The sequence below is a fragment of the Burkholderia sp. WTPI3 genome (assembly GCF_021483755.1).
GTDB lineage: Bacteria > Pseudomonadota > Gammaproteobacteria > Burkholderiales > Burkholderiaceae > Burkholderia.
In genome coordinates, this window is record NZ_JAGIXF010000095.1 from 1 (window position 1) to 21,076 (window position 21,076).

At 66.6% G+C, this 21,076-nt stretch carries 23 protein-coding genes and 1 pseudogene; 13 read left to right on the forward strand and 11 right to left on the reverse strand.

The features are described from left to right. A partial coding sequence (locus J7024_RS31335) for a HipA domain-containing protein (protein WP_234745759.1) occupies positions 1-727 on the forward strand: 727 nt, incomplete at its 5' end. Between the two features lie 78 nt (positions 728-805). Here J7024_RS31335 and J7024_RS31340 read toward each other — a convergent pair. Beyond that, positions 806-1,057: pseudogene (locus tag J7024_RS31340) on the reverse strand (oxidoreductase); the annotation flags it as partial. Positions 1,058-1,085: 28 nt separating this feature from the next. On the opposite strand from J7024_RS31340, the gene J7024_RS31345 reads away from it, so the two are divergent. Beyond that, the gene (locus tag J7024_RS31345) at positions 1,086-1,550 is read left to right on the forward strand and encodes a helix-turn-helix transcriptional regulator (protein WP_234745761.1); all 465 of its coding nucleotides are present in this window, start codon (positions 1,086-1,088) and stop codon (positions 1,548-1,550) included. A gap of 200 nt (positions 1,551-1,750) precedes the next feature. On the opposite strand, the gene J7024_RS31350 is transcribed toward J7024_RS31345, so the two are convergent. From J7024_RS31350 to hyfB, 8 genes are all read right to left on the reverse strand, one after another. Continuing rightward, positions 1,751-1,948: a DUF2970 domain-containing protein gene (locus J7024_RS31350; protein WP_124897627.1), complete on the reverse strand. Its 198-nt coding sequence runs from the start codon at positions 1,946-1,948 to the stop codon at positions 1,751-1,753. 118 nt (positions 1,949-2,066) lie between these two features. Then, complete coding sequence (locus J7024_RS31355) at positions 2,067-2,279, reverse strand: twin transmembrane helix small protein (protein ID WP_124897578.1); 213 nt, start codon at positions 2,277-2,279, stop codon at positions 2,067-2,069. A gap of 151 nt (positions 2,280-2,430) precedes the next feature. Further along, a complete protein-coding gene (locus J7024_RS31360; protein WP_124897579.1) occupies positions 2,431-2,946 on the reverse strand; it encodes an NADH-quinone oxidoreductase subunit B family protein in 516 nt (171 codons plus the stop codon). Next, positions 2,946-4,508 carry a hydrogenase large subunit gene (locus tag J7024_RS31365; RefSeq protein ID WP_234745762.1) on the reverse strand — a complete coding sequence of 521 codons (1,563 nt, stop codon included), beginning with the start codon at positions 4,506-4,508 and terminating at the stop codon, positions 2,946-2,948. The genes J7024_RS31360 and J7024_RS31365 overlap by 1 nt, the downstream gene beginning before the upstream one ends. A 3-nt stretch (positions 4,509-4,511) precedes the next feature. After that, entirely contained in the window at positions 4,512-5,975 is a 1,464-nt protein-coding gene (locus tag J7024_RS31370; protein WP_124897581.1) for a hydrogenase 4 subunit F, read from the reverse strand. Then, complete coding sequence (locus tag J7024_RS31375; RefSeq protein ID WP_124897582.1) at positions 5,968-6,627, reverse strand: formate hydrogenlyase; 660 nt, start codon at positions 6,625-6,627, stop codon at positions 5,968-5,970. The genes J7024_RS31370 and J7024_RS31375 overlap by 8 nt, the downstream gene beginning before the upstream one ends. Beyond that, a complete protein-coding gene (locus tag J7024_RS31380; protein ID WP_124897583.1) occupies positions 6,628-7,578 on the reverse strand; it encodes a respiratory chain complex I subunit 1 family protein in 951 nt (316 codons plus the stop codon). Further along, positions 7,572-9,578: a hydrogenase 4 subunit B gene (gene hyfB / locus J7024_RS31385; protein ID WP_124897584.1), complete on the reverse strand. Its 2,007-nt coding sequence runs from the start codon at positions 9,576-9,578 to the stop codon at positions 7,572-7,574. Before hyfB ends, J7024_RS31380 begins: the two co-directional genes overlap by 7 nt. Positions 9,579-9,822: 244 nt before the next feature. Here hyfB and J7024_RS31390 point away from each other — a divergent pair, with 244 nt between their 5' ends. From J7024_RS31390 to J7024_RS31400, 3 genes are all read left to right on the forward strand, one after another. Next, entirely contained in the window at positions 9,823-10,590 is a 768-nt protein-coding gene (locus J7024_RS31390; RefSeq protein WP_124897585.1) for a YoaK family protein, read from the forward strand. A 40-nt stretch (positions 10,591-10,630) separates the two neighbouring features. Next, positions 10,631-10,894 (forward strand): HPr family phosphocarrier protein, encoded by a 264-nt coding sequence (locus J7024_RS31395; RefSeq protein ID WP_175751838.1) that lies wholly within the window; start codon positions 10,631-10,633, stop codon positions 10,892-10,894. A gap of 113 nt (positions 10,895-11,007) precedes the next feature. Beyond that, the gene (locus J7024_RS31400) at positions 11,008-11,205 is read left to right on the forward strand and encodes a ribbon-helix-helix protein, CopG family (RefSeq protein WP_124897587.1); all 198 of its coding nucleotides are present in this window, start codon (positions 11,008-11,010) and stop codon (positions 11,203-11,205) included. Positions 11,206-11,217: 12 nt separating this feature from the next. On the opposite strand, the gene J7024_RS31405 is transcribed toward J7024_RS31400, so the two are convergent. Further along, the gene (locus J7024_RS31405) at positions 11,218-12,054 is read right to left on the reverse strand and encodes a fused MFS/spermidine synthase (RefSeq protein ID WP_124897588.1); all 837 of its coding nucleotides are present in this window, start codon (positions 12,052-12,054) and stop codon (positions 11,218-11,220) included. A gap of 232 nt (positions 12,055-12,286) precedes the next feature. Here J7024_RS31405 and J7024_RS31410 point away from each other — a divergent pair, with 232 nt between their 5' ends. Next, positions 12,287-12,733 carry a hypothetical protein gene (locus J7024_RS31410; RefSeq protein ID WP_124897589.1) on the forward strand — a complete coding sequence of 149 codons (447 nt, stop codon included), beginning with the start codon at positions 12,287-12,289 and terminating at the stop codon, positions 12,731-12,733. Positions 12,734-12,770: 37 nt separating this feature from the next. Beyond that, the gene (locus J7024_RS31415; protein ID WP_124897590.1) at positions 12,771-13,034 is read left to right on the forward strand and encodes an HPr family phosphocarrier protein; all 264 of its coding nucleotides are present in this window, start codon (positions 12,771-12,773) and stop codon (positions 13,032-13,034) included. A 145-nt stretch (positions 13,035-13,179) separates the two neighbouring features. On the opposite strand, the gene J7024_RS31420 is transcribed toward J7024_RS31415, so the two are convergent. Then, on the reverse strand, positions 13,180-14,487 hold the full coding sequence (locus J7024_RS31420; RefSeq protein ID WP_124897591.1) for an NtaA/DmoA family FMN-dependent monooxygenase: 1,308 nt from the start codon (positions 14,485-14,487) through the stop codon (positions 13,180-13,182). A gap of 338 nt (positions 14,488-14,825) precedes the next feature. Here J7024_RS31420 and J7024_RS31425 point away from each other — a divergent pair, with 338 nt between their 5' ends. From J7024_RS31425 to J7024_RS31450, 6 genes are all read left to right on the forward strand, one after another. Continuing rightward, entirely contained in the window at positions 14,826-15,950 is a 1,125-nt protein-coding gene (locus J7024_RS31425; RefSeq protein ID WP_124897592.1) for an MsnO8 family LLM class oxidoreductase, read from the forward strand. Beyond that, entirely contained in the window at positions 15,947-16,522 is a 576-nt protein-coding gene (locus J7024_RS31430; RefSeq protein ID WP_124897593.1) for a GNAT family N-acetyltransferase, read from the forward strand. The genes J7024_RS31425 and J7024_RS31430 overlap by 4 nt, the downstream gene beginning before the upstream one ends. Before the next feature lie 66 nt (positions 16,523-16,588). Then, on the forward strand, positions 16,589-18,229 hold the full coding sequence (locus J7024_RS31435; protein WP_124897594.1) for an ABC transporter substrate-binding protein: 1,641 nt from the start codon (positions 16,589-16,591) through the stop codon (positions 18,227-18,229). Between the two features lie 63 nt (positions 18,230-18,292). Next, entirely contained in the window at positions 18,293-19,303 is a 1,011-nt protein-coding gene (locus J7024_RS31440; RefSeq protein WP_124897595.1) for an ABC transporter permease, read from the forward strand. A 13-nt stretch (positions 19,304-19,316) separates the two neighbouring features. Further along, positions 19,317-20,186, forward strand: a complete 870-nt coding sequence (locus tag J7024_RS31445) for an ABC transporter permease (RefSeq protein WP_124897596.1) — start codon at positions 19,317-19,319, stop codon at positions 20,184-20,186. Next, positions 20,183-21,076, forward strand: an 894-nt coding sequence (locus J7024_RS31450) for an ABC transporter ATP-binding protein (protein ID WP_234745764.1), incomplete at its 3' end; no start/stop codon positions are given. The genes J7024_RS31445 and J7024_RS31450, both read left to right, overlap by 4 nt.

Consider the following 21,076-nt stretch of genomic DNA (forward strand, 5'->3'; position numbering starts at 1 on the left):
TTCGGCGATCAACGAGTTCTTCTGCATGAAGCTCGCGAAGCAGATGGGGCTCGACGTGCCGGACGTGCATTTCCTGCGCGCGCCGTCCGCGTGCTACGTGATCGACCGCTTCGACCGCGACGTCGCGTCGGAGCCGGCCGGGCGCGTGCACACGATCGATGCGATGCAACTGCTCAACTACGACCGCGGTTTCAAGTACCAGCGCGCGAATGCGCAGGAACTCGCGCGTGCGATCGATCGCACCAGCACGCGTGCGCTGACGCGTCTGTCGGTGTTCCGCTGGACCGTGTTCAACGTGGTGGTGGGCAATGCCGACGCGCATCTGAAAAACCTGTCGTTCTTCGTCGATGCGCGCGGCTACCGGCTCGCGCCGTTCTACGACATCGTCAGCACGGTGGTGTATCACACGCCGACGCACCGCCCCGAGCACCGTGGCGATGACTGGCCGCACTGCGAACTGACGATGCCGCTCGGCACGGCCACGCGGTTTGCGGACGTCGACGTGCATGCGCTGATCGCGTTCGGCCACGCGCTCGGGTTCCGGGAGAAAGCGGCGGCCAGCGAATTGCAGCGCTTTCTCGAACCGCTCGATCGCAACGTTGCGCTGACGCTCGATGAAGTGCGGGAGATCGCGCGGCCGGATGCGGGGGAGGTCCGGCTGTTGAATTCGATCGTGGCGATGCCGATCGCGGAGATGGGGCGGACGCTGCGGCCAACGCGCGGGTGAGCGGGCATGCGCGCGCCCTGCCCGGCACGCCGCGTTCTTCCATTCGGCGCGGTGCCGCACCGGGTCTTTCCATGCCCGTCAGCGGCGATCCGCAAACGCATCGACACCCGTCAGCGCCGCGGACCGCGCCCATAGACGCGCGGCATCCTCGGGATCGATCGCGCGCGGCCGCACACCGGCTTCCTCGTCGCCTTGCGTAACAACCTCGATATCGCACTCCTCGCAGTACACCCCGCCGATATCGGCGAGACGCGGCGACGTTGCGGCCCATACCTGTGTCGCCGCGCCCTGCGCCGGCGTCTTGAAGGTCGGATCGATGGGCGCGCCGTGCGCGGTTTCGTCGCCGGGCGCATCGTTGATGGTCCGCCATCTCGGGCACATGATGCTCGTGCAGATGCTGCGGTGCTACGTCGATAGCGGCGCGAACAGCGATGTCGGGTGGCTCGCCGGCTTCGCGGATGCCTGCGTGCGCGCCGCGCTTGCCGCGATCCACATGGCCCCGGCGCGACGCCGGACCGTCGACGCGCTCGCAGCCTGCCGCCACGTCTCGCGCTCCACGTGGGCGCCGCATTTCAAGCGACGGTTGGGATTCGGGCCGCTCGAATACGTGCTGCGCTGGCGGATACAGCTCGCGATGCGGGAACTGCGACGCTCGAACGCATCCATATCGACGGTGGCGCAAATGCTCGGTTACGACTCGGATAGCGCGTTCGGCCATGCATTCAAACGCATCGCCGGCTGCTCGCCGAGCGCCTATCGCCATGAAAAGGCCAGCGCGCCGGACGAACTGCCGCGCGATGCGCTCGACGACGGGTCTGGCTGACGCTCATTCCGGCGTTCAGTTGCACGACCGATCGTGCACTTTCCCAGACGCATTCATTCGCATCACCATCGTCAGGATAAGTATTCTTATCACAACGACACGATTTATATAACAAACTCGATAACACGCCAATACCGCGAGCAACGCCCCTACCCTCTGAACGGGTGTTCTACAAGGCCGGTCGGCGCCGGCACCAACGGTCAACCCACGACCAGATGCACAACGAACAGCAACAACACGATAAAAATAGCGACTGCAACGAGTGCGGCAACGATCACGGCGAAGGGGTTGAGTTGCGTCGCATCCGCTTCGAGATTTTTTCGTTTGTTGACCCCGAGAAACGCCAGAAAGACCGCGCGGAACGCACGAACAATCTGATCCTTGCCTGATTCAGCCATATAGCTCTCCTTCACTTGAATAAAAATAATGCGGGATATCGCGCGGCGTGAAGCGCGCGAATCCCGCTGTTCTTGCGACGCGGCTCGTTCGCTCATGTTTCGTCGGGGGCGACGCGTCTTATCGTCCGACAGGAAGACCGGTTGGTTCGATCCAGCCCAGCCGATACGCGATGAGCAGCGCCAGAAACAACGTGATCGACAACCCGACACGAGCCGCGAGCGACCATGCCATGCGCTTGGTTGTGCCCCGATCGCGATTCATGAAGTACAGCGCGGAAATCAAGCTACCGATAATCAAAACGAATGCGACAGCAACCAGAAACGTCTTCATTTTTCATGCCTTGCGAGATCAGAATCAGTTTGAATCAATGCAGCCGGCTTTTGCCGCTCGGCAGCAATGTCGCCGACACCCGAGGCCGGTCGCGCCCACCACGGGAGCCAGCGAGGTCTCGCCGCTGAAGGATTTGCCGCGGGCGTCCGCTTCACTCTCCGCGCGATCGGCACGCCGTCAAAATGCCGCGCAGCAGATCGATCGGCGGGGGCGGACATCCGGGAATGGTCACATCGACGGGCAGGACCGACGAAACGGGACCGCACACCGCATAGCTGTCGGCAAAGATGCCGCCCGTGCACGCGCACTCGCCGGCTGCGACAACCAGCTTCGGCGCCGGCGTCGCGTCGTACGCGGCAAGCAAGGCCGCCTTCATGTTCAGCGTGACGGGGCCGGTCACGAGCAGCAGGTCCGCATGGCGCGGGCTGGCGACGAATTTAATCCCGAGCCCTTCGATGTTGTAGTACGGGTTGTTCAGTGCGTGGATCTCCAGTTCGCAACCGTTGCATGAACCCGCGTCGATCTGCCGGATGCACAATGCGCGTCCGAGGAGATCGAGAATGTCCTGACGAATCTGCTGCGCCTCGTGTCGCCAGGCAGCTTCGGTGGCCGGCACGAGTTCGTCGGGAAATTCGGTGCGCGCGAATTGACGGATGAGTTGCCACATCAGAGATCGTGCCCCGCGTAGTTCAGGTTGAACGATTTATTGATCAGCGGGAAATCGGGAACGATGTTGCCGATGATCGCGTGCTCGAGCGCCGGCCAGTTCTGCCAGGACGGGTCGTGGCAATGGCATCGGACGATGGCATCGTCCGCTGCCGTCTCGAGCGCGACGAATACGTCAGCGCGCCAGCCCTCCACCCAGCCGACGCCCCTGGATGGCGCCACCGCGGGCGCGACGCCAGTAACGATCGGCCCTTCCGGAAGAGCCGCCAGCAGTGCGCCGATCAGGCGCAGCGATTCGTCGATTTCGGCAAACCGCACGGCGACCCGCGCTGCGACGTCGCCGCGCGCATCGCTTGCCGCCTTCACGGCCAGGTCGCGGTAAGGGGCCGGCCGCAGGTTCGCTCGCACGTCGAAGGCCTGGCCGCTGGCGCGGGCGGCCATGCCGCGCACGCCGAAATGCGCGACGACGTCGGCAGTCAATCGACCGGTGCCGAGAAACCGGTCCTGCAGCCCGGACTGGTCTTCGTAGATCTTCCGCATCACGTGCACTTCGCGTGCGATGCGTTCGCACTGCTCGGCGAGGATCGCCGCGTCCTCGGGATGAATGTCGACGGCCAGCCCGCCCGGCACAATCCGGTCCATCAGGTATCGATGCCCGAAGATCCCGCCGTTGGTCCGTATCCAGTTCTCCTTGAGCCGCGAGAACTGCGCGAGACCGAACGCGAATCCCGCATCGTTGCCGAGCGCGCCCAGGTCGCCGAGGTGATTGGCGATGCGCTCGCGCTCGAGCAGGAGTGCGCGCAGCACCAGTGCACGCGCCGGCACGGCCGTGCCGCATGCCTGCTCGAGCGCCATGCAATAGGCCCACGAAAACGCGACGGTCGAATCGCCGGCGATCCGGCCCGCGACGCGATGGCCGTTCGATGCGGCCGTCCGTTCGAACAGTCGTTCGACGCCGCGGTGCGCATAGCCAAGCCGTTCCTCGAGTCGCAGCACCTTCTCGCCGACGACCGAAAACCGGAAATGGCCCGGCTCGATGATGCCGGCGTGAATCGGCCCGACCGCGATTTCATGCACACCGTCGCCGGCAACCTGCACGAACGGATAATCCGCTTCGCTCGATTCGAATCGCTCGATTCCGGTGACCTGCTTGCGCAGTGGGAAGTAGTCGCCGGGCCAGTTGCCGTGATTGAGCCACGGGCGCGTATCACGCGCATCGCGTTCGCGCAGGCCGGTCAGGTCGAAAATCGCGCGCTGCATGCGTGCGGCGGCGGGAAACACACCCGCGAGATCGGGATAGTCGCCGTCGGCCCGCGGTTGCTGCCCTGTCGCGAGACGGACCCACAGGAGGCCGTCGTCGCATTCGTACGCCGCGTTGACCGAAAGCACGCGCCCGGGCGTTTCGCCGCCCCACATCGCAACGAGCCGGCTTTGCTCCATCCGCGCGGCCTGCGCGATGTCGAGCCATCGCGGTTCGTCGACGTCGACCACCGTAGCCGGAACCTGGCCTGCCTCGTGCCGGAGGCAAATCGAGCCGTCCGCCTGAATCAAGTCGAGTCGCATCGCTTACCCCGCCAGCATCGTCGCAGCCTGGCGGTACCACATCGCCAGATAAGGCGGCACGTACAGCCCCAGCATCAGGCCGAGTCCCAGATGCACGAACACCGGCAGCAATGCCGGCCGGTGTTCGAGCGGCGTCGCCGTCGTCGTTTCGCCGAACACCATCCGCTGCACGCGCGCGAAGATCGCCGCGAACGCGACGGCGAGCCCGAGCAGCAGCAACGGCGCGGTCCACGGGAGGGTGTTCATGGCCGTCGTCAGGATCAGGAATTCGCTCGCGAACACGCCGAACGGCGGCAGGCCGAGAATCGCAAGCGCGCCGAGCATCATCGCCCAGCCGACCGCCGGGCTGACCTGCAGCAGCCCGCGAATACCGTCGATCGCCTGCGTGCCGGCCTTCTGCGCGGCATGGCCGACCGCGAAGAAGATTGCCGACTTGACGAGGGAATGGACCGTCATGTGCAGCAGCCCGGCGAACGTCGCGATCGGGCCGCCGAGCCCGAACGCGAACGTCATCAAGCCCATATGCTCGATCGACGAGTACGAGAACAGGCGCTTCACGTCCTTCTGCCGGAACAGCGAGAACGACGCGACCAGGACCGACACGAGCCCGAACCCCACCAGCAACCGCCCCGGCAGGCCATTGCCGAGCGCGCCGTCGGCCAGCACCTTGCAGCGCAGCACCGCATACAGCGCGACGTTCAGCAGCAGGCCGGACAGCACCGCCGAGATCGGCGTCGGCCCTTCGGCATGCGCGTCCGGCAGCCAGCTATGCATCGGCACGAGGCCGACCTTGGTCCCGTAGCCGACCAGCAGGAACACGAAGGCGATCGACACGATCGTCGGGTCGAGCTGCGTCCTGACGGCGGCCAGGCTCGTCCACAGCAACGCGTCGCCGTCGGTCAGTTGCCGGCTCGCGGCGAGGTACAGCAGGATCGTGCCGAACAGCGCCTGGGCGATGCCCACGCCGCACAGGATGAAGTACTTCCATGCGGCTTCGAGGCTCGCAGCGGTACGGTAGACGCTGACGAGCAACACGGTGGCGAGCGTGGCGGCTTCCATGGCAACCCACAGCACGCCGACGTTGTCGGTCAGCAGCGCGAGCAGCATCGCGAACATGAAGAGCTGATACATGCTGTGATAGAGCCGCATCCGCGCGGCCGTCATCCGGCCGCGGGCCTCCTCGATCCGCATGTAGGGCCGGGAAAACAGCGACGTCGTCCAGCCGACGAACGCCGTGAGCGCAACGAGATAGACATTGAGCGGATCGACGAAAAACGCGCGTCCGAAGGCGAACGACGGCCCGTGCTCGACGGTGCGCGCGGCAAGCACCAGCGTTGCCGCGAACGTCAGGAAGCTGAAGCCGACGTTCAGATGGCGCGCGACGCGGCTCGGTCGCACGCAGGCAAGGCACGCCGCGCCCGCGAGCGGCAGGCCGAGCACGGCGAGCACGACGTCGGCGTCATTCATCTTTGAGTTTCTCGAGGTGATGGATGTCCAGGCTGTCGAACTGCTCGCGAATCTGGAACATGAAGACGCCCAGGATCAGGATGCCGATCAGCACGTCGAGCCCGATGCCGAGCTCGACGATCATCGGCATGCCGTTGGTCGCGGCCGCCGCCGCGAAGAACAACCCGTTTTCCATCGACAGAAAGCCGATCACCTGCGGAATGGCCTTGGCGCGCGTGATCATCGTCATGAACGACAGCAGCACGCACGCAAGCGCAATGCCGAGCGTGCCGCGCGCGACCGAGGTCGCGAGCTGGCTGATCGGCGCGGCGACATTGAACGCGACGATCACGAGGACGATGCCGATCAGCAGCGTGGTCGGAATATTGATGAGCGGCTCGACGTCGGTCGTGACGTCGAGCCTGCGAACGAGCCGATACAGGAACCACGGGATCACGCCGACTTTCAGCACGAGCGTCAGCCCGGCGGACACGTAAAGATGCACGTCGTCCGTGACGAAGCCGAGGATCAGGTTCGCCGACACGAGCGCGACGCCCTGTAGCGTATAGAGATGGATCAGGGACAGGATCCGGCGCTGGCTCAGCATCGCGAACGACAGCATCAGCAGCACGGCCGCGAGAAAATTGATCAGTTGCGTCGCGTAGCCGTGCATTCACGCCCCCAGCAGCAGGTGGACGAGCATGCCGATCACGGCCAGCAGGAAGGCGGTCGCCAGGAATTCCGGCACCCTGAAGAGGCGCATCTTCGCGTTGGCCGTTTCAACCACGGCGAGCGCGACACCGCCTGCCGCCAGTTTGAGGAAGAGCACCGGCACCGCCAGCAGCAGCGCCACCGGATCGCCCGCATTCGCGATGCCCCAGGGCACGAACAACGCGAGACCGATGCACGAATACGCGAACAGCTTGAGACTTGCCGCCCACTCCATCAACGCAAGGTGCCGTCCCGAATATTCGAGGATCAGCGCCTCGTGGATCATCGTGAGCTCGAGGTGCGTGGCCGGATTGTCGACCGGCAGCCGCGCATTTTCGGCCAGCGCGACCAGCGTGAACGCGATACCGGCGAACGCCAGGCTCGGATAGATCGTGAGCTCGCCGCGGCCGAGCGTCGCGACGATGCTCGTCAGCAGCGTCGACTGCGTAATCAGCGAGGCCGACAGGAGCACCATCAGCAGTGCGGGCTCTGCGAGGAAACCGATCAGCATTTCGCGACGGGCGCCGAGCGTGCCGAACGCCGTGCCGGCGTCCATCGCCGCGAGCGACAGCGTGACGCGCGCGAGCGCGAACAGGCCAACGAGCGCGATCGCATCGGCGGCGGGCGACAGCGGCAACTCGGTCGACAGTGTCGGCACGATCGCGCACGCGAGCGTCATGGCGGCCCAGACGACATAGGGCGCACCGCGGAACACGGGGCTCGCGCCATGCGCGATGACCGATTCCTTGTTGAACAGCTTGTGAAGCATCCGGTAGGGTTGCCAGATGGACGGCGCACGCCGGTTCTGAAGCCACGCGCGGCATTGGTTGACCCAGCCCGTGAGCAAGGGCGCGGCCGCGATCGCTATCACGATCTCGAGAGTCTGCGAGATGACGCCGGACACGGTTACCATCGTCTCACCAACATCAGAAGCACGATCAGCACGACGAAACTGTATGTCAGGTAAACCGCGATCTTGCCTGTCTGCAGGCGGCCCGCCCAGTCGGCGGTGCGTTGCGTCAGTGCCGCGATGCGCGCATAGAGTGCGGACCAGGTGCGATCGGTCACCGACACCCGGTAGGCCGGCCGTGCGTCGAATGGCGACGGCAATTGCCGCTCGATGCGCAGCAGCGGCGCGAAGATTTCGCGGATCGGCTGCCCGAAGCCTTCCGCCGTATCCTGCATGCGCGCGGTCGAGAACGGAAAGCCGCAGCTCCACGGAGCCGCGCGGCGCAGCCGGCCGTGATATACACGCCGCACCAGCAGCCACACGAGCCCGCAGCAGGCGATGAAGAACAGCATGAACGCCGCGGGCATGTAGCTGGCGCGAGCGGCCGATACGGGCGCGAACAGCAGCCAGCCATGATTGGCCGCGCCGACGCCGGCGCCGACCAGCGTGTGCGTGACGCGGTCCAGCAGCTTGACGAATTGCGCGGGCATCAGCCCGAGCAGCACGCTGGCGGCCGCGAACCAGCAGAACGCGAGCCGTTCCCACGTGTTCGCGTCGCGGGCGCGGTTCAGCTTCGCTTCTCTGGGTTGCCCGAGGAACACGATGCCGAAGAACTTGACCATCGTGTAGCCCGCCAGCGCGGCCGACATGGCGACCAGTGCGGCGGCGATCGGCACCGTCATGGCGAGCACCGAATCGGGCAGCCGCGGCGCGAACAGAAAACCCTGCAGCAGCAGCCACTCTGCCACGAAACCGCTGAGCGGCGGCAGGCCCGCGCTTGCCGCGACGCCCGCGAGAACCGCCCATGCGGTCCATGGCATGAAGCGAATCAGTCCGCCGAGCTTGCCGAGGTTGCGCTCGCCCGTGGCGTGGAGCACGGCGCCCGTGCCCAGGAACAGCAAGCTCTTGAACGCCGCATGCGCGACGATCTGGTAGAGCATCGCGGTCAGCGCGAGCGCGGACAGGCTCGTCATCCCGTACGCGCGAAACAGCACCGCGAGACCGAGTGCGACGATCATCAGGCCGACGTTGTCGATCGACGAATAGGCGAGCAGGCGCTTCATGTCGACCTGGATGGTGCTGAACACCACGCCGAGCAGCGCGGTGCCCAAGCCGAGCACGAGCAGCAGCACGCCCCACCACGCCATCTGCACATGCAACAGGTCGAACAGGACGCGCAGCAGGCCGTACAGACCGACTTTCAGCACGAAGCCGCTGAGGAGCGCCGAGACCGGCGACGGTGCCGCGGGGTGGGCCTCCGGCAGCCACACATGCAGCGGGAAGATGCCGGCCTTCGCGCCGAACCCGACGAGCGCCAACAGGAACGCGAACGACGCGGGGAGCGAATCCAGCGACTGCGCGCGCAGGTTGGCGAAGGTGTAGTCGCCGGTGCGCGCCTGCAGAATGCCGAAGCAGAGCAGCAGCGCGAGCGCGCCGACGTGCGAGATCAGGAAATACAGATAACCCGCCCGGCGGATTTCGCCGATCCGATGGTTGGTCATCACGAGGAACGTCGCGGACGCCGTCAGCGTCTCCCAGGCGACCATGAACACATACGCGTCGTCGGCGATGAGCACCAGTGCGATGCTCGCGACGCAAACATGGTATTCGAAGCAGATCAGCCCGGGCGCGGCCCCTTCGCCCTTACGGAAATAGCCGGCCGAAAAGGCGCCGATCCCCGTGCTGACGAGGCCGAGCACGAACAGGAAATAGCCGGACAGGCGGTCGAGGCGCAGATGAAAGGGCAAGCCGGGAAGCCCGAGCGGCAACACCGCCGAAGAGGGTTCGGCAAAGATGCCGGCGAGGCCCGCCGCGCCGACGAGCAGCCCGACGAGTGCGCCGAGCGGAAACAGGCCGTGGGCCACCAGTCGCGTGCGATGCAAGGCCCCGAGCCCCAGCGTACCGACCGCGAGCCACGCGGCCACGGCCAGCAGGACGAAATGGACGACCGGCACGGGTGCCATCCGGAATGTCTCCAGTACGCTCGGGTTGGACGAGGTGGTTGGAATGGCCGCGGCTCCCGCGACGTATTCCTGCTCGCATTATGACACCGAAAATCAAATCCGGATAACAAATCATGATAATGTCGTTATCATATAAACCTCATGCTCCCCCGGACGGAATGGATGGCCAAGACGGTTGGCTGCGCCGCTCCGGGCTCCGTTCAGGGCGTCATTGCCCCGACCCTGGCGAATGAGGAAAGACCCTATGCCAGCGCAGTACTTCCGAAGCCTGACGGGAAAACACCGCAGCGCGGCCGCGAACCGCCAGCTCGGGTTTTCGCTTGCCTTTATCGCCGGCGCCGCCAATGCCGGCGGCTTTCTTGCGGTCAAGCAGTACACGTCGCACATGAGCGGGGTCGTGTCGACGATCGCGGATCAGGCGGCGCTCGGCGACGTCCGGCTCGCGCTGGCCGGTATCGGCTCGCTGGCGTCGTTTCTGGTCGGGGCCGGTTGCTCGGCGGTGCTCGTCAACTGGGGGCGTCGCCGCAGCCTGCAGAGTCAGTATGTGCTGCCGCTGCTGGTCGAAGCCGCGCTGCTGCTGCTGTTCGGGCTGCTCGGCAGCCACCTCGCCCTCTGGGAAGCGTTCTTCATGCCGGTCACGGTGATCTTGCTGTGCTTCATCATGGGGCTGCAAAACGCGATGATCACGAAGCTGTCGGGGGCGGAAATCCGCACGACGCACATGACAGGCATCGTGACGGACCTCGGCATCGAGTTGGGCAAGCTCTTTTACTGGAATCGCTCGAATGCCGATGTGCACGCGCAAGCGGTGATCGCCAACCGCGCGAAGCTCAGGATTCACGGAACGATGCTGATGTCGTTCTTCGTCGGCGGCCTGGCCGGCGCAATCGGCTTCAAGCATGTCGGCTACGTATCGACCGTGCCGCTCGCCGCGGCGCTCGTCACGCTGGCGATCGTGCCCATTGTCGACGACGTGCTTGAGTATCTCTACCGGCTTGACCGCCGGTCATGAGGCGGCGCAACGCGAAACGCAACCCGGCTTCGGAGCACGCATGGTCGAAGAGCAAGTGCATGTCGGCGGACGTCCGGGCCTGAATGGGCACCGCTCCGCCCTTGTTGCGGCGACGGCGTCGCGCCACGCGAGCGCGGTCGCCCGCACTTCGCAAGGCAGAACGGCTAACGCCAGGGACGTGATGTCCGCGATGACCTTGTGCGCCACCTCCGGCGCCCTGGTTCATGTCACGGCAATCGGCACTGACGCGAGCGCGGTCGTTCGAGCGCTGGTCAACGTGCTGTCGGCGGCGGACCCTGCTTGAGATGCCGTCGCCGAGCCCGATCAACACGCGTGTGCCGCATGCCTTCCGGTGCCGCACGCCAAGGCGTCAATACATTATAATTTGATTAGCATACTTGCCGAATCTGCCCCGCAATGGAAACGAAAACCGCACGCTTGACCATCCTGATCGATCCCGCCAAGAAAGCAGCGTTCGACATGCTCTGCGCGGCGCAGGACCTGACGCCGTCGCAAGTCGTGCGGCAGTTGATTCGCGAATATCTCGATCAGCACGACGTGGACTACAAGACAAAAAGCCCGCTCGGCAAGCGGGTGAAGCGAAGCGCGGCCTGAACCCGAGGCGGTTCAGACGCCGATTTCCCAGTGCGCGTGTCCCTGCGCATGCCAGATCAATCGTTTCGGATCGAGGCGCTCCCCTTCCTTCAAGCGCCGGGCGATCGACGAGAGCTTGAGTTCGCCGGCAAAAGCAAATGAAAGCACGCGCTCGAACAGTACCCGCCGGGAAGGCAGGCGAAGCGGCCCTTTCCAGGCGAAGGCGACGAAATTGCTGTCGTCCCCGCATCGGACCACCGCATACGAAAGACCGAACACGGCGCTTAGCCGTTCGATGTGAACGGGCAGCGACGGATCGTCGTCCGTGAGGTTGATTGCGAGCACCCCCGCATCGCTCAACCGCTCGCGACAGGCGGTAAAGAACGCGATATCCGCGCATCGACTCGGCATCCCTTCCGCGACAAAGGCATCCAGGAGGATCACATCCGTGCGGACATCCTCCCGTGTCACGTACTCCGCGCCATCCGCACAGATCACCTTGAACCGGGCATCGTCCGCGGGAATCCTGAACACGTCGCGTAGTGCGATGACTTCCGGATCGATTTCGACTGCGTCGATGACCACGCCGGGCAGATGCCGATAACAGAACTTCGCCAGCGAGCCCCCGCCGAGCCCGATCATGCAGATATGTCCCGCGGACGGGTACAGCAGCAGACATCCCATCATGGTTCGCGTGTAGCCGAGTGCAAGCTTGTCCGGCGTGCGCAGCGACATGAAGCTTTGGGTGCCCAGGTGATCGAAGTGCAGCGAGCGTGCATGCTGCGTCTCCAAGACATACGGGCGCCCGTCGTTCAACGGGGTCGACAGAAATTTGACGAACGCATCGTAGGAGGTTCGATCCTGCTCCATGCTCGGTAGCCCAGGTAAGCAAGTAATGGGGGGGATCCCCCGTGGCGAACCGCAACGACAATCGCGTTCGCCATCGGTGAGCGCGCGACCCATTATCGGCTCACGGACGGGCCGACCACTGCGAAAGCACACACATCATTATAATACTATACACATCATATTAACGTAGACTTATAATGCATGCCAACCGCCGTTCGCTGGAATTGCGGGCGGATTTGCGGAGGTAGTCGACATGTTCGATATGGATGGGACGCTGCTGTTGCCCGATCGGCGACCCGTATCCCTGCTGGAGGTCGCGGGAAGTCAGGGGCTTGTCGTCGTGGGCGTGGGGCGCGGCGGCGAGCGCGGTTTCCAGATGGTCCACCGCTTCCACGATGCGGGTGAACGGCTGGCGGCAGACGGTATCCATCTGGCCTTCGTTTATCCGAGGGAATCGGCCCGGCATGTGATGGATCCGATCTCGGTGGCCAGTGCGCGATTCCGCCACCATCCGCGCCTGCTGCTCGACGTGGATGGCTGCTGCTTCGCGCAAGGCGTGTCTCCTCGATTGCTGAGGGCTGTGTATCTGGGCGATGAAATGAAGCGTCTCGCCGGCCTCGATATCGACGTGCGCAACGCGGCATGGGACATTGAGTTCGACGCCTTTCTGATGGCCTGCCGGCTCGCTCCGTCCTACTGACTACCACGATCCAGTCTCACTGGCATACGCGAGGAACATGGCAACCGTCGTCTATTTCGAAATAGGTTCCGCATGGAGCCGGAACGGTGCAGCGTCCGTGCGCGATGAGCTCGTGGACACGGCGCGCCGTTTCGACAGCGACATCCTGCTGATCGCGAACGGGCGCCACGGGAATGCAAAGGATGGCATGGCCATCTCGTCGCTACAGGTACGGCTCGGCACGTCCGCGCAAGTCCTTGCAAGCGGTCCGGACGAAGAGGCAGCGCTGCATGCGCTTTTGCCCTTGCTGCAAGAGGGCTGACCCGCGTGCCACCTGTCGACCTCCCGTAGCCGGGTCTGCGTTCGGCGTCCTCGTCCGAGGCCGCCGACAAGCCGATCGCCGTGGAAACCGATCACGCCGCCTGCGCAATCCATGCAACCGCCGCGGCGCACGCGGCCACGTTCGTTCACGCCGTCGCGGTTTCGCGCTGCAACGCCGGCAGCTCCAGATTCGCGCGAAAATCGCCGCCGACATAGTCGGTATCGAGCAGCTCGCGCCGACGCAACTCGGGGAGCAAACCGTTGAGCAGCAAATCCTCCTGATCGGGCTGGCCGAGCCCGTGCAGCGACAGCACGTCGACGAGCCCCGCGCGATAGCGCGTTTCGATCGCATCGGCGAGCTGCGCCGGCGTGCCGGCGACGAACCAGTGGCCGGTCTCCTGCGCACGGATGATCAGCTCGCGCAGCGTGAGCCGCTGGCGCGCATAGCCGATGAAGATCGCAACGCGTCCGCGCCGGCGCTGCACGCTGTCGATCTCGGGCAGCAGCGATTCCGGCAGCGGCTGGTCGAGCGGCAGGTCGCGCAGGTCGATGCCGCCGCCGAGCATGTCGGCGAGTTTCAGCCTGCCTTGTTCGTAATCGATGCGTTCGTGCTTGTCGCGCAGCCGCCGCGCGACGTCGGCATCGGATTCGCCGATCACCGAGTGAAACGAGTTCATCACGAGCGGCAGCCGGTCGCCGCGGCCGAATGCAACGGCCTGCCGGTGCAGCTCGGCGACGAACGTGCGCGCATCGTCGAGCGTCGGTTGCGACGTGTAGACGACTTCGGCGTAGCGCGCGCCGAGCGATACGCCGCTGGCCGACTGCCCGGCCTGAAACAGCACGGGCCTGCGCTGCGACGACGGCGGCACGTTCAGCGGCCCCTGCACCTGGAAGTGCTCGCCGCGGTAGTCGACTGCACCGAGCTTGCGCGGATCGACCGAGACGCCGCCTGACGGCCCGCGGCGCGTCGCGGCCGGGTCATTCGCGTCGAACAGCGCGTTGACGACTTCGACGAATTCGGCCGCGCGCGCATACCGCCGTTCCGGATCGGGCAGCGCCGCGTCGCCGAAATTCTCCTCGCCGACCGACGACGTCACCGCGTTCCACGCGGCACGGCCACCGCTCACATGATCGAGCGTGCCGATCAGCCGTGCGAGATTGTATGGATGGTGATATGTCGTCGACACCGTCGCGACGAGCCCGATGGCGGAAGTCGCCTGGCTCAGCGCCGCGAGCGCGACGATCGGCTCCTGGCTGCCCGTGCTGCCGGCGAGGCCGGCCGAATCGGCCTGCAGCAGATCGGCGGTGAAAAGGCCGGTGATCTTCTCGGCTTCGGCCTTGCGCGCGAGTGCTGCCGCGCGCCGCACGCCCTGCGCCACATCCGCATCGCCGGGCGCGTACAGCACGCTCGCGGCTCCGACGAGCGTCTTCAGTCGTCTGCGCGCGCCGCTCATGATGCGGCTCCGGTCGTCGCGCGACGGCGTGCGGCGCGCAACGCGCGTCGTTCACCTTGGTCGTTCATCTGCATTCCTTGAGATTCCAATCGGTCGGATGAGGCATGTCGGCATCGCGACAGCGAGCACGCTCGCGCCGGATCGTCCGGCTTGCTCCAGCAACGCGCCTCGAAGCGCGCAGCCAGTGACCATAACGCAAGCTCCCCGGTCGGCCGGAACCAATATTTTCGGCTTTCGATATTCTTCTTGATTGTTTGACCGCGCGAACGGCGGCGAAAAATAATTCGTCATGCCAACCCGTTGATCAGGCCGCTTCGACCCGCGCCGATCGCATCATCATGACGTTCGACGCCACTCGCTCCGATTCCGCTTCCGCTTTGTCCGCCTTGCCGTTCCGCTTGAGCGTGCTCGACAAGAGTCCCGTTTCGCCGGGAGAAACCGCCGCCGACGCACTGGCGCGCAGCGTCTCGCTCGCGCACTTCGCCGATGCCGCCGGCTATCACCGCTACTGGCTCGCCGAGCATCACAACACGGCCGCGCTCGCGTGCCCGTCGCCGGAGATCCTGATCGCGCACGTGCTGGCCCACACCCGGCGTATCCGCGTCGGCTCGGGCGGGGTGATGCTGCAGCACTACAGTCCGTACAAGATCGCGGAAAATTTCAACCTGCTCGCGTCGCTCGCGCCGGGCCGCGTCGATCTCGGCATCGGCAAGGCGCCGGGCGGCTTGCCGCTGTCGACGCGCGCGCTGCAGGCCGGCTACGATCCGGCGCGCCGCCCGTCGTTCGCGGATCTCGCCGACGAACTGAACCGTCACCTCCAACACACGGGCATCCCGCACGACGCATCGGACGACGCAGCTTCGCTGCACGCGACGCCGCGCCCGCCCGTGCCCGCACAACCGTTCCTGCTCGGCGCAAGCGCGGAAAGCGCGACGCTCGCCGCGACGCTCGGCTGGGCATTCGTCTACGCGTCGCATCTGAACGCATCCGCGACGGACCTGGAACGCGCGTTCGATACGTACCGCCGCGCGTCCGGCGGGCGCACGCCGCTGCTCGCGGTCTCCGCGATCGTCGCGCCGACACGCGACGCAGCCGCGCAACTGGCAAGCGGCCATCAGGGCTTTCGCGTGCAGGTCGGCGACACGCCGGCCGTCAACGTCGGCAGCCTCGAACAGGCACACGCATACATCCGTCAGGCAGGCAACGGCCCGCACCGGATCGAGCCGCGCGAAACGCGAATCGTGCACGGCACGCGCGACGACGTACTGCGCGAACTCGACACGCTGCATCGTCGTCACGGGATCGACGAATTCGTCGTCGACACGCCGCTCGCCGACGCCGCACCGCGAATTGCGTCGCTGCGGCTGCTGGCCGGCGCGGCGGTACTGAACGCACCGGATTCGCCAGACTCGAGCGCGCGCACAGCCGCCTACCAGCCGGACTTCGAGGGCGCCGCGCCATGACCGACACGATCCGCATCGCCGGCGTCGACGACGTGCCGGCCCTCTATGCATTGCTGCAGGACGCATACGCACCGCTCGTGCCGCAAGGCGTGCACTTCACGATCACGCGTTCGCCGATCGAGCGGGTCGCGCAAACCGTCGCGCGCGAAACGACGTTCGTGCTGGAGCAAACGGCACCCGATGGTCACGCAGCCCTCGCGGCCACGTTGACCGTGCGGTTTCCGTGGGTATCCGGCGAACGCCATCGCACGCCGCATCCGTTCCTCCACTGGTTCGCGGTCGCGCCGGCGTTCAAGCGGCAAGGGCTCGGGCACGCGCTGCGGGAACACGTCGAGACGCAGTTCCTGACCGCGCAGGTCAAGGCGCCCGCGACGTATCTCGCGACCGCGACCAATCATCCATGGCTACAGTCGTACTACGAGCGCGGCGGCTACGTGCCATTCGATCGCTCGACGAACGCGCTCGGCACGCCGCTCGTCTGGCTCAGAAAAATCCTGATTCCGGATCTCTACGAGAGTCCGGCGACGGCCGACACCGCGCCGGACGGCCTGCGTCTTCCCACGAACGCGTAACGCGCGGGCTCGCCCTGCTTCGCGTACTGCATCCCCTGCCATCCATCTCGTGAAAGGCTTCAACGCATGACTCTCGCATTTCCGGATTCCGCTTTCCGCGCGTCGCGCCGCGCCGCATCGACCGCACTGCTGCTCGCCGTCGCGATGCCGTATGCGGCGTTCGCCCAGGGCACGCCCGTCTCCGGCGGCACGCTGACCTGGGGCGTCGAAACGGAGCCGCGCACGCTGAATCCGCAACTGAACGGCCAGGACAAGGTCGAACTGCTGCTGCGCAACGCCTATGAAAGCCTGCTCGCGCGGAAGCCCGACGGCAGCTACGTACCGTGGCTCGCGACCGGCTACAAGGTCTCGGCCGACGGCAAGACCTACACGTTCACGCTGCGCGACGGCGTGAAGTTCACCGACGGCGCGCCGTTCGACGCGCAGGCCGTCGCCCGCAACTTCCTGAACGCCCGCGAGCTGTCCTATTCGGCCGGCAGCCAGCTGGCACAGCTGATCTCGCACGTCGCGGACGTGCAGACGCCGGACGCGCATACGGTCGTGATCACGCTCGACGCGCCGTATGCGCCGTTCCTGACGTTCGCCGGCCGTCTGCCGCTGCTGTCGCCGAACGCTTTCGGCCGGCCGGGCCTGAAGTCGGGCGGCACCGACATCGCGGGCACCGGCCCGTTCATCCTGAAGCGCTACGTGAAAGGCCAGGAAATCGAGTTCGCGAAGAACCCCGACTATCGCTGGGCGCCGCCGACGGCGGGCCACCAAGGCCCCGCGTACCTCGACCGGGTGGTCTACCGGTTCCTGCCCGAATCGTCGGTGCGCACCGGCGCACTGTTGTCCGGCCAGGTCGACGTGATCGAAGGCGTGTCCGGCAACGACGCTGCGCTGATCCGCAAGAACGCCGATTTCACGTACCGCCGCGCGCTCAACACCGGCACGCCCTACTCGCTGTTCCTGAACGTCGACTACGGCCCGACCCGCGACGTGAAAGTACGCCGCGCGCTGCTCGAAGGACTCGACGCGACCGGCATCGTGCAGTCGATCTACCGCGGCGAGCGCACGCGCGCATGGGGCATCACGTCGCCGATCGATCCGCTCTACGACGCCGCCGTCGAAAAGACCTACGGCAACAATCCGGCGCTTGCGAACCGGTTGCTGGACGAAGCCGGCTGGCAGGCACGCGACGGCAGCGACTACCGGACCCGCGACGGCGAACGCCTGACGATCGCGGTGATCCAGGCGCAGGCGACGGTACGCGACCAGCGCGACGTGCTGCTGCAGGCACTGCAGGCGCAAGCCCGGCAACGCCTCGGCGTCGACCTGAAGATCCAGTACGTCGACGACGGCACGTACGTCGAAGCACGCAAGAGCGGCAAGTTCGGCTCGATCGCGAACTCGAACACGCCGCCCGACGGCATCGACATCGAAGGCCACTACCTGCCGGTCGGTCACGGCGGCGCGCTGAACTACAGCCGTGCGTCGGCGCCCGAGCTCACGCGCTGGCTGCAGGCGGCCGCGCGCACGCGGAACGTCGCGCAGCGCAAGCAGCTGTACGGCGAACTGCAGCACTTCGCGATCAACGAGCAGGCGTACGCGGTGCCGCTGTACGAGCCCGAAGACCAGATCGCGGCCGCGAAGGCGGTCCAGGGGCTGCGCTTCCGTTCGTTCGCGCAGATGCCCGAGAACCCGTACGACGTGTGGATGAAGAAGTAAGCCGGCGCGCAGCGGCCCGCCTTTGCATCGCGGTTCGCGCCGACCCGACAGGAGATTTCCCAAATGAACCATTCGACCTCCGCGCCCGCCTCCGTCTCCGACACGCTGCCGGCCGCGCCGTCGCCGGCCGCATGGCGCCGCTGGCCGGGTTCGCCGGTCGTCACGCGGCTCGCCACCGGCGTGCTCGTGCTGTGGGCCGCGATCACGCTGTCGTTCGCGGCCGTGCATCTCGCGCCGGGCGACATCGTCAGCATCCTGGTCGGCGAGCAGGTGAGCACGCCCGAGATCGAAGCTGCGATCCGCCAGGAATGGGGACTCGACAAGCCGCTCGCGCTGCAATACGTGCATTACCTGTGGCGCGTGCTGCACGGCGACTTCGGCCGCTCGTACATCCTGAACACCGACGTCGCGCCGCTCGTGCTCGGCCAGCTGTGGCCGACGCTGAAGCTGACGGGCGCGGCGCTCGTCGTGACGATCGTGTTCGCGGTAAGCCTCGCGGTGCTGACGGCCGGCCGCCGCTGGGCGGGTCGCGCCGCATCCGGCGTCGAACTGCTGCTGGCATCGACGCCGTCGTTCTGGCTCGGGATCATGCTGCTGTTCGTGTTCAGCTTCACGCTGAAGCTGTTCCCGGTGGCCGGCGATCGCGGCTTCGCGTCGCTCGTGCTGCCCGCGCTGTCGCTGGGGCTTGCGCAGGGCGCGGTGATCGGCCGCGTGCTGCGACAAGGCATCGAGCGCGCGCTCGACGAGCCGTATGCGCTGACGGTGCGTTCGTGGGGGATCGGCGGGCTCGCGCTGCGCGTGCGCCATGCGCTGCGCCACGCGGCGCTGCCGGCCGTCACGCTCGCCGGCTGGCTCGTGGGCGGCCTGCTGAGCGGCGCCGTGATCACCGAGCAGGTGTTCGGCCGGCCGGGCCTCGGCAAGGTGACGGTCGACGCGGTGCTGTCGAAGGACATGCCGGTGATCCTCGCGATCGCGATCCTGTCGGCCGCGATCTACGTCGCGCTCAGCGCCGCCGTCGATCTGCTGTACCTGCTGATCGATCCCCGCCTGCGCGAACACCGCGCACGGCATTGAACCGGAGGCACCGATGTCCACTCCCGTCGCCCTCGCGTTGCGCCCGCACGCGGCACGCAGCACGGCCGGCTGGCTGTACCGCCATCCGTGGCTTGCGCTCGCCGCCGTCTATCTGCTGCTGAACGTGGTCGCCGTCGTCGCGCCCGGCTGGCTCGCGCACTACGATCCGCTCGCCGCCGATCCGCTGTCCGCACAGCTCGGCAGCAGCGCCGAGCACTGGCTCGGCACCGACCAGCTCGGCCGCGACATCTACTCGCGCATCGTATATGGCGCACGCTATTCGCTGTCGATCAGCGTGGCCGCGATCGGCGTCGCGACGCTGTTCGGCACCGCGCTCGGGCTGCTCGCCGGGCTCGCCCGCGGCTGGCTCGACGAGCTGATCACGCGCTTGCTCGACGTCGTGTCCGCGTTCCCCGACCTGCTGCTCGCACTGATGCTGATCTCTTTCACCGGCCCCGGCGCGGTGAACCTGGTGTTCGCGCTCGGCGTCGCCTCGGTGCCGCGCTTCGCGCGCGTCGTGCGTGCGCAGACCTTCGTCGTCGCGTCGTCAGGCTACGTCGAGCACGCGCGCACGCTCGGCCTCGCGCCGGCAGTGCTGATCTGGCGGCACGTGCTGCCGCACGCGATCGCGCAGGTGCCGGTACTCGCGACGGTCGGCCTCGGCACCGCGATCATCGGCACGTCGGGGCTGAGCTTTCTCGGCATGGGGCCGCAGCCGCCGGCAGCCGAATGGGGGCTGATGCTCGCCGAAGGCCGCAACTATCTGTACAACGCGTGGTGGATTGCCGTATGGCCCGGCCTCGCGATCACCGCGGCCGTGATCGCGGTGAATGCGCTCGGCGGCTACTGGCAGGCGCGCTTCGAGCGCCGGGAGGCGGCATGAGCACGGTCGGAGTCGTGTCGCAACCGACGCCCGAGCATGGCGCGCCGGTGGTCCGCATCGAGCAACTGACCGTCGGGTTCCGTGGCGCGCGTGGCACGCAGCCCGTCGTCGGGCCGCTCGATCTCACGCTGCATGCCGGCGAATGCGTCGCGCTGGTCGGCGAATCGGGTTCCGGCAAGTCGGTTACCGCGCGCAGCCTCGTCGGGCTGAACGGCCCGCATGCCGCGATCGACGCGGCATGCTTCGACATCGCCGGCATCGACGTGCGCCGCCATCGGGAACGCGACTGGCGCGCCATTCGAGGTCGCCGGATCGGCTATGTGCTGCAAGACGCGCTGGTGTCGCTCGATCCGCTGTGGCGCGTTCGCGACCTCGTCGCCGAAGCGCTGCACGACACGCGGCGGCGCGATGTCGCCGCGCGCAGCGCCGACCTGCTGCGCTCGGTCGGCATCGACGACCCCGAGCGGCGGCTGCCGCAGTATCCGCACCAGTTGTCGGGCGGCTTGCGGCAGCGCGTGCTGATCGGCACCGCGATCGCGGGCGGCGCGTCGCTGCTGATCGCCGACGAGCCGACCACTGCGCTCGACATGACCGTGCAACGCCAGATCCTGTCGCTGCTGCGCGCGCGCCGCGATGCCGGCGACGCGGTGCTGCTGATCAGCCACGATCTCGCCGTCGTCGCCGAACTGGCCGACCGCGTGCTCGTGATGCGCGGCGGCCAGATCGTCGAGCAAGGGCCGGCACGCGACGTGCTGAGCGCGCCGGCGCATCCGTACACGCGCCGGTTGCTCGCGGCGATTCCCACTGCCGCGTCGCGCGGGTACCGGCTCGCGGCCACCGCGCGCGTGCCGCTGCCGCCGAAACGCATCGATACGGGCGCGCCGGTGCTC